Annotated in this window: 1 protein-coding gene and 2 pseudogenes; all 3 read right to left on the reverse strand. The window is 71.9% G+C overall.

What is annotated here, in order from left to right:
- A pseudogene (locus tag ACWCO3_RS34455) lies at positions 1 to 484 on the reverse strand (metabolite traffic protein EboE); the annotation flags it as partial.
- Positions 484 to 1,341 (reverse strand): TatD family hydrolase, encoded by an 858-nt coding sequence (locus ACWCO3_RS34460; RefSeq protein ID WP_357844703.1) that lies wholly within the window; start codon positions 1,339 to 1,341, stop codon positions 484 to 486. The pseudogene ACWCO3_RS34455 and the gene ACWCO3_RS34460, both read right to left, overlap by 1 nt.
- A gap of 99 nt (positions 1,342 to 1,440) precedes the next feature.
- Positions 1,441 to 1,660 (reverse strand): annotated as a pseudogene (locus ACWCO3_RS34465) (EboA domain-containing protein); the annotation flags it as partial.

Here is a 1,660-nt window from a genome sequence, read left to right on the forward strand (position 1 = left end):
GGTCCAGCCGGCGTCGAGCCGCGTCGGCCCGTCCGGTGTCCCACGGCTGCCGCCAGGCCAGCGGCAGGGTGGAGATCGACCCCCGGGCGGCGTCGTCGGGCAGCAGGTCGGCGAGCACCCGGGCCAGGTTCAGCGTGTACGTCAGACGTTGCTCGGTGGTCCAGTCCGGGTGGTACACGTCCTGCTTGACCACCGGGGCCTGGAAGGCCGCGTACGGGAAGCCGTTGAGGGTGACGACCTCCAGGCCGCGCGCGTCCAGCTCGGCGCGCAGCCGACGACGCAACCCCGCGTCCGCGGCCAGCTCGGCGGCGACCGGGGCGGCCAGCCACAGGCCCAGCCCGAGCAGGTCACTGCCGAGCGCCGCACGGACCGGCAGGGCGTACGTGTCCAGTTGACCGAGGATGCCGGCGAGATCCTCGGCGGGGTGCACGTTGGTGCAGTACCCGAGGTGGACGGTCTCACCGCCGGCATGTCGCAGCCGCATCAGCTGCCGCCGCGCAGGATCGAGTTGCCGGTCTCCGGGTCCACGGCGGCGGGGTCCTCCACGTCGCTGAGGTCGAGCCGCCCCGACTGCCCGTAGAACTCCACCGGGTTGCGCCACAGCACCTTGTCGACGTCGTCGTCGCTGAACCCGGCCTCCAGCATCGCCTCACCGGTGGCCCGGGTCAGCAGCGGGTCGGAACGCCCCCAGTCGGCGGCCGAGTTGACCAGCATCCGTTCCGTGCCGTACTCGCGCAGCAGCTCGACCATCCGCGACGGCGTCATCTTGGTGTCCGGGTAGATGGAGAAACCCAGCCAGCATCCGCTGTCCCGGACCAGCTTGACGGTCACCTCGTTGAGGTGGTCGACCACCACGCGACCGGCGTCGATGCCGGATTCGGCGACCACTGCCAGGGTGCGTTCGCAGCCGCGCGCCTTGTCCCGGTGCGGGGTGTGCACCAGCGCCGGCAACTCGTACGCCACGGCGAGGGCGAGCTGCGCCGCGAACGCCTCGTCCTCCTCCGGCGTCATCGAGTCGTACCCGATCTCGCCGACCGCCACCACCGCGTCCTTGTCCAGGTAGCGGGGCAGCAGGTCGAGCACTGGGCGGCAACGCGGGTCGTTGGCCTCCTTGGGGTTGAGCGCGATCGTGGCGAAGTGGCGCACCCCGAACTGACCGGCCCGGAAGGGCTCCCACCCGATCAGCGAGTCGAAGTAGTCGGTGAACGACGCGGGGCTGGTTCGCGGCTGACCCAACCAGAACGCCGGCTCCACCAGCGCGCGTACCCCGGCGGCGGCCATCCGTTCGTAGTCGTCGGTGGTGCGCGAGGTCATGTGGATGTGTGGGTCGAAGATGCGCATTCACGCCTCCCGGGGCAGTGCGGCGGTGAGCCGGTCGAGCAGGTCGGTGGCGTCGGCGGGCAGGTCCCGGCCGGCGGCGTGCCGTTCGGCGGCGAGCGCGGCCAGCATGGCGGCGAGCTCCCCGTCGGCCCGGGCGTCCAGGTCGGCGACCACGGCGAGGGGTACACCGCTGAACACGCACTTGAGCACCGCCTGCCGCCAAGCGGCCGGATCGAGGTGCCGGGTGACCGTCGCCTCCCGCAACTCGGCAGTGGTGCCGACCCGGATCAGGTCGACGCCGGCGGGGTCGGGTAGAGACACGTTGGCCGCGATCAGTGTG

The sequence above is a fragment of the Micromonospora sp. NPDC002411 genome (genome assembly GCF_053592955.1).

Bases quoted from the DNA above. Each gene is read 5' to 3' on its own strand.
- ACWCO3_RS34460 (WP_357844703.1), bottom strand. From the start codon at position 1,341: ATGCGCATCTTCGACCCACACATCCACATGACCTCGCGCACCACCGAC.